The sequence below is a fragment of the Micromonospora sp. C31 genome (assembly GCF_018070575.1).
Lineage (GTDB): Bacteria > Actinomycetota > Actinomycetes > Mycobacteriales > Micromonosporaceae > Micromonospora.
Window position 1 is genome coordinate 84,384 of the sequence record NZ_JAGPXN010000024.1, and the last position, 6,000, is coordinate 90,383.

The following is a 6,000-nucleotide window of genomic DNA, read 5'->3' on the forward strand; positions in this document are numbered from 1 at the left end:
CGAATAGTCCATCATGGCATCTCCACGTCGGTCAAGGTCGACGCCAAATCGGTAGACGCAAGATCATAATGTTGACAGCCGTGAATGGCTGACATACAGTCTCAAGGCTCGCTCATACGGTAACGCGAGCTTGGCATGGCTCAACGGGGGCATTTATCTCGGCCATGGATATCTGTCGCCGCAGCGGTAACCGCTGAAACCATCATGGAATGTCCATAATCCTGACGGGCGGAAATGCGGGTATCATTCGTTCACACACCAATGTCCACCGTGCCGGTGCCGCAACGGAAGTTGTTCTGGCGGAATTTCGACGTCCAATACCACTCGGTTCACCCGGGCCTGCGCCACATGAAACGCAACATGTGGGAACTGCCGCACTGGATGCTCTGGCTCGGCGGGGTGCTGGACGCGCACGGCTACTCCGACATGGGAGTCCTCGACCTCTACACCGATCCGGGCACCTTCATCGAGCCGGGTCGCCTGGCGAAGGACGCCATCGAGGAGGCGGCCCGCAGCAGTCCGGCCGACGTCTACCTCTTCTCCCCGATGACGGTGAACCTCTGCTACGCGTACGAGATCTCCACCGTCATCAAGCAGATCCACCCCAGGTCCATCATCGTCTACGGCGGGGTGGCCGCGACCCCGCTGGCCGACGAGGTCGCCGCCCACCCGAGCGTGGACTACGTCGTGGTCGACCGTGGGGAGCGCGCCCTGCCCGCACTGCTCGACGCACTGCGCGACGGGCAGGAGCCGACGCCCGTGGGCAACCTGGTCTACCAGCGCGAAGACGGCACCACCCGGCGGACCGCAACCCGCTACCCCGACGTCGCCCCCGCCGACCTGCCGTTTCCGAAGATCGACCTGTTCCCCCGCAGCAGCGGCGAGGACATCCGTTACCTGCGCCAGGTCTACGCGCTCGGCTGCCCGTACCAGTGCACGTTCTGCACCATCCAGACCATCGGCCGCCGCCCCGGATACTTCCCGATCGAGCGGGTGCTGCGGGAGATCCGGGCGTACCGCGCCCACTACGGCGCCCACCACAGCATCTACTGGGGCGACGAGACGTTCACCCTGCACCCGGAACGGACGCTCGAACTGCTCGACGCGCTCGCCCGGGAGGGCGACATCCAATACGACTGCCAGACGCGGCTCAACTGCCTCACCGACGAGCGCGTCCTGCGCAAACTGAAGAGCAGCGGCTGCCAGTGGATTGAGATCGGGCTCGAGACCGGGTCGCAGGACACGCATCACACGCACAAACACCACATGAACCTGAACGCGACCACCGAGACGTTGAAACGAGTCCGGGACGCGGGGCTGGCAACGTGCGCGTTCACGGTCAACGGCTTTCCCGACCAGACTACGGACGACATGGCCCGCAGCATCGACTGGATCAGCGGACTGATCCACGAGGATCTGCTGCAGGCGACCTACCTGTTCGGCCTCGTACCCTATCCCGGAAGCACCATGTTCCAACATCCCGAGCGCTTCGGAATGAAAATCCTGCATCGCGACTTCAGCCTTTACCACGAGGACCTACCGCCGGTCTATGCCACCGACAAGGCCACTCCGGACCAGATCTACCAGGTATTCCTGGACGGGCTGGAAACATTCGCCGAGGCCATGGGCAAACGGCCGTACTTCAATGGCGCGTCGCCGGTCGGCGACCTGTCGAAGTATGGCGGTTTCTGGGCGGATGCCCATGTGTAGCGTCTCGCGGCCCTACCGGACGGGAGCATGATGACACCTTCCCCCTGGCGCCTGCTGGCCGACGGCAGCGCGGGCGTGATCCTCACCGTCGCGTTCGAGGCGCGACGCGGCGACCCCGGCTTCGCGGAGCTCGCCCCGCACCTGACCGGGTACCGGGTGCTCGAGGCGGTACCGCCGGCGACGACCGTCACCGAGGTGACGGAGCCCGGCGCCTACATCGAGCCGTGGTTGGCCGGCGCCCTCGCGGACGGGCCGCCCGTCGTCGGTGTCCTGGGACACTGCTCCGCCGCACCGCTCGCCGCCCAACTCGCGGCCGCGATCCGCGGGTCCCGTGCGGCCGACCCGAGCCTCGTCACGGTGGACCCGGTCCTCGTGGACAGCCGGATCGCCCGCGGCGAGTACCGGCAGGCGGTCGACTCCCTCGCCGCCCACCTCGGGCCGGAGGAGTTGGCGACGGCCCTCGCCCCCGTCGCGGCCCGCGACACGGAGCCCGCGACAACGGGCCACGCGCTGCTGCCGGTCCTGACCAGCCTGGAAGACGCCTACCGTACGACGCTCGCCGCCGCCTGCCGCACGATGCCCGTGCCCGCCGCCATGCAACGGCAACTCGCCGACCGGTTCGCCGCCTACCTCGCGTTCCTCGCCGCGTCGTCGCTGTCGGCCGTCCAGCCGCCGGCCGCGGCGCCGCTCGGGTCCGTGGTGCTCTCCGGTACGCAGGACGCCGGATACCCGGCCGATCTCCTGGTCGGCGCGACCACGTTTCCGGTCGACCGCAGCCGCCTGCTGGCGGACGCCGACGTCGCTGCGTTCGTCCTGAAGGTCCTCGGCCGGTGACCGGTGCAGAGGAGCGCATCCGCCGGCAACGGGCGGAGCGCATCGCGCGCGACCTCTCCGAGCACGAGCGGGGATGGCGCTGGTACCCGGGCGACGGCCTGGACCCCGGCACCGTCTCTGCCGCGGCGATGCGGCGCGAGTTGGACCGGGAGCGGCAGCTGATCGCCCGACTGGGCACCGCGAGCGGGCCGGAGGCGGAACGGCAGGGGCACCGCCTCAAGCACTTCCCGGTCCTGTTCGTCAGCGCCCCCCACATCGAGGAGAACGCCACCGGCGCCTTTCCCGGAATGCCGACCCCCCTGCTGTACGCCACCTGCCTGCTCGACCGCATGCTGCGCATCGACGAGTTTCCCCGTGACCGGGTGCCGGAGGTCGTCGGCGTGCTCAACCCGCCGGCCTACAGCGACGCGTTCGAGAAGGCGCTCGTCGAGTGCGTGGCCGAGCACCTTCCCGTGGTCGTCGGCATCAGCAACCTGTCGGAGGGCCACCACTTCGCGATCCGCATCGCGGAGTTGGTGAAAACGGTCTCCCCGAACAGCATCGTGCTGCTCGGGGGACAACACGAGGACGCCGTGAACCCGGACGCCTACCGGTCCACCTCCGAGCGGGTCCGGGCGATGGGCGAACGGCAGCGCGGCGTCCACGGGTCGTACTCGTTGACGTCCCCGCAGCTGGCCCGGCTGGCGGCCCTGCAGACCTTCGCCCAGGAGCGGGAACGCGCCATCGTGGACCTGGTCTTCGCCGGGGACGCGGTCTTCGCCCTGCCCGAGGTGCTCATGGTGATCGCCGAGGACCTGCCCACCGATGCCCGTGCGCTGCGCAAGAGACTGCTGGCCAGTCCCGAACGCTTCGCCGCCCTTCCCGGGGTCGGGCAGCTCATCCTCGTCGACGACGACACCGGGCGGATCACGCCGATACCGCTGAGCGGCACGCCGATCGACGGCAACAAGTTGCCGTTCATCGACGTCACCAGGCTCACCCACGAGAACCTCTTCCCCGTCTTCGACAACCGGCGGACCGCTCAGGTCATGGCCGCTCTCGGCTGCAAGTACTCCTGCTCGTTCTGCCACGAGTCCGCGGACGCGTTCCTCTACAACCAGCCGAAGATCCGGCAGCGTACGCCCGCGCACGTGCTGCGGGAGATCCGCCTCCGCAGCGACCAGGGATTCGAGGCGGTGTTCTTCGACGACAGCACGTTCACGCAGAACCGCCGCTGGCTGTCGGACCTGCTCGCGATGCTCGAGACGGACCAGGCGGCCGGCCGGCAGGTCGAGTGGGGCTGCCAGACCACCATCAACGACGTGGACGAGCAGCTGTTGCACCGGATGGGCCGGACCGGATGCAGCTACATCTACTTCGGCGTGGAGTCGGCCCAGCCGGACGCCGAACGGGTGCAGAAGGTGCAGCGACTACGGTTACTCGCGGAGCCGACGGACTGGACGGAGCAGTTCCGGCGGGTGGCCCGCTGGTGTCGTGCCGCCGGTGTCCGGGTCGGCACCTCGCTGCAGTTCGGCCTGGGCGAGACCGACGAGCAGCGGGTACGGACGCTTCAGCTCATCGCCGACCTGCACCGCGAGGGCTGCATCCCGGACGGGTGTGTGGCGCTGAACATCAACAGTCCCTATCCCGGCACCCGCCAGTGGCTGGACCTGATGAGGTCGGACGCGCCGTTGCCCGACTACCGCGACAAGCTGGAGCGGCACCCGGCATTCGAGACCGCGCACCAGTTCTCCGCCATCACCGGGGAGGCCGCTTCCGACCTGTACCGCCTCGCCGCGGACATCCTCGGCTCCGCGCTGCACCAGCAGGTCGTCCCGACCCAGCAGTGAAGCGGCGTCGCCTCGGCGGGTTCACCGGCGGTCTGATCGGCAAGGGCACCAAGGGAAAGCGCGCCCGCGTGGTACCGCTGATCGAAGAGGTGCGACCGATCGTCGCCCGCCGCCTGGACTCGGTCGCCGAGCCGCACTCCCGACTGTTCACCGGGCCGCGTGGTGGACGGATCAGCATTGCCCTACTGCGGGACGCGACGCACTGGGACGAGGTGGTGACGAAGCTGGGCCACGAACATCTGCGCCGACACGACCTGCGGCACACCGGGCTGACCTGGATGGACGATGCGGGGGTTCCGGTGCACGTGTTGTGCAAGATCGCCGGGCACGGATCGCTCAGCACGACACAGCGGTACCTGCACCCCGACCGGCAGTCGATCACCGACGCTGGCACGGCACTCAGCGCCCACCTGAAGGCTCGCCGGTCCCCAGATGGTCCCCAGCTACGCGCCGTCTAGATCAGCAAATCCCCACTGCCCCAGTACGAGTTAGAGGCCGCTGGCCAGGGCTTATGCCCCGGTCGACGGCCTCTTTTCGTACTGTCGGGACGGCCGGATTCGAACCGACGATCCCTTGACCCCCAGGACGCTTCGCCACACGTCCACGCACGTCACGCACGGCTATCCCCAAGATCAGGCCGTGCGGTCGACGTCGTGCCGCGCACCATCGCGCAGGCCGTGTGGTCCCCACCTGGTCCCCGGGACGCTGACACGCTCGACGAGCCAACGGGCACGCAACGGGCACGACGAATCCACTCGGGCACGGTCAGTTTGGAAGAGCGTGCTCAAGCGGTCGTGATGCCCGAAACGCCTGTAGCGGCGATGGGCCCGGTCGTGTCTCGTGCCCGCTCCGCCTCCCGGGGCCGGCTGTGCCCGAAGGGGTCGGCCAGCGACACGGTTACTGGCCCACGGTGGCGCATGCCGGCCTTCGAGTTGGAAGAAGATTACGGATGGCTGGTCGTCTGGTGATCGCATGGTTCACTATCGCGCATGACGTGGCGAAGGACCGGGCTGGTGTTGGCGGTCATCCTGGCGATGGTGGCCTTCATTGGCTGGCGCTGGTGGCACAACCACCCGCCGTACGGCCCGGAAGCGCTGTCCATCAAGTCCTCACTTCAGTTCGTCAGCCCCGAGGAGGCTCAGGCCGCGCTCGGCGAGAAGGTACCGGTCTCCAACGGACGCGACCAGTTGGTGCTCGGGCGGGTTCCTTGGCAGATCCCGCCAAAGCCACTCGATGGCGGGTACTTCGCGATCTTTCTCCTTGACAAGCGCACCAACCTCAAGCCGGGAAACTTCAGCGCCTCGTCGCCACGGCAGGAGGCCGTCGAACTCGGGAGCGCTAGCGTCGAGAACAAGATCGCCGAGCGCTATTCCTGGCTACAGGGCGCAGGCGACGTTAGAGAGGGGAACAGCTGGTGGAGCTGCGGCTCCAGACTGGCCGTGTCCGACGGGGACGCTTCGCCGCTAACGTTCGTCGCGCCCTTTCCGTATCTGGAGGGGTCCCTGTGTGTCAGGGTGAGTTGAGGCCAGCGGTTCATAGCGAGTCCGCCGAACAGGGCGAGTTCAGGATCGAGAAACGTTGAATACTGCTGTTGGCGTGGTCACGGCCCAGGATGGGGTCATGAGTC

Annotated in this window: 4 protein-coding genes and 1 pseudogene; all 5 read left to right on the top strand. The window is 67.8% G+C overall.

Going from position 1 to position 6,000, the window contains the following annotated elements; translation table 11 throughout:
- Window positions 1-261 precede the first annotated feature (261 nt).
- Window positions 262-1,710 carry a B12-binding domain-containing radical SAM protein gene (locus KBX06_RS24955; RefSeq protein WP_210839246.1) on the top strand — a complete coding sequence of 483 codons (1,449 nt, stop codon included), beginning with the start codon at window positions 262-264 and terminating at the stop codon, window positions 1,708-1,710.
- A gap of 27 nt (window positions 1,711-1,737) precedes the next feature.
- Window positions 1,738-2,544 (top strand): hypothetical protein, encoded by an 807-nt coding sequence (locus KBX06_RS24960; protein WP_210839248.1) that lies wholly within the window; start codon window positions 1,738-1,740, stop codon window positions 2,542-2,544.
- Window positions 2,541-4,373, top strand: coding sequence for a radical SAM protein (locus KBX06_RS28585; protein ID WP_210839250.1), 1,833 nt, complete (start codon window positions 2,541-2,543; stop codon window positions 4,371-4,373). The genes KBX06_RS24960 and KBX06_RS28585 overlap by 4 nt, the downstream gene beginning before the upstream one ends.
- 23 nt (window positions 4,374-4,396) lie before the next feature.
- Window positions 4,397-4,831: pseudogene (locus tag KBX06_RS24970) on the top strand (tyrosine-type recombinase/integrase); the annotation flags it as partial.
- Between the two features lie 555 nt (window positions 4,832-5,386).
- On the top strand, window positions 5,387-5,896 hold the full coding sequence (locus tag KBX06_RS24975) for a hypothetical protein (RefSeq protein WP_210839252.1): 510 nt from the start codon (window positions 5,387-5,389) through the stop codon (window positions 5,894-5,896).
- Window positions 5,897-6,000: the final 104 nt, after the last annotated feature.